This window comes from Streptomyces sp. SID12501 (assembly GCF_010550245.1).
GTDB lineage: Bacteria > Actinomycetota > Actinomycetes > Streptomycetales > Streptomycetaceae > Streptomyces.
The window spans coordinates 1-405 of record NZ_JAAGLU010000914.1 but is presented as its reverse complement, the minus strand read 5'-3'; the positions used below and the strand labels follow the sequence as shown (position 1 = coordinate 405).

General features: G+C 74.8%; 1 protein-coding gene. It reads right to left on the bottom strand.

The genetic code is table 11. From position 1 onward, the window contains the following. On the bottom strand, nucleotides 1-405 hold a 405-nt coding region (locus tag G3I71_RS49115; RefSeq protein WP_164325481.1), incomplete at both ends, for an aminotransferase class I/II-fold pyridoxal phosphate-dependent enzyme.

The window sequence follows — 405 nt, the reverse complement described above, 5'->3', positions numbered from 1 at the left end:
ACCCACGCCGGGCCCCCGAGGTGCCCGGCGAGGGTGGCCTGGGTGGCGGTGGAGACGGGGGCGAAGTAGGCCATCGCCCGGGCCGCGTCGCGCACGCGCGGGGCGCGGGTGTGCAGGACGCCGGTCTTCAGGCCGGGCAGCCCGAAGTCCTTCGCGAAGCCCCACACCACGTGGGTGCGCTCGGCCCAGTGCGGGTTGACGGCCGGATCGGCGGCGCTGGTGAAGGGGCGGTCGCCGAAGACGGCGTGGGCGTAGATCTCGTCGGAGATCAGGTCGACGTCGTGCTCGCGGACCACCCGCAACAGGTCGGCGAGGACCTCGGGCGGGTGCACCTCGCCGATCGGGTCGGACGGGGAGGACAGGGCGACCGCGCGGACCGTGGTGCCTTCGGACCAGGCCTCCTTC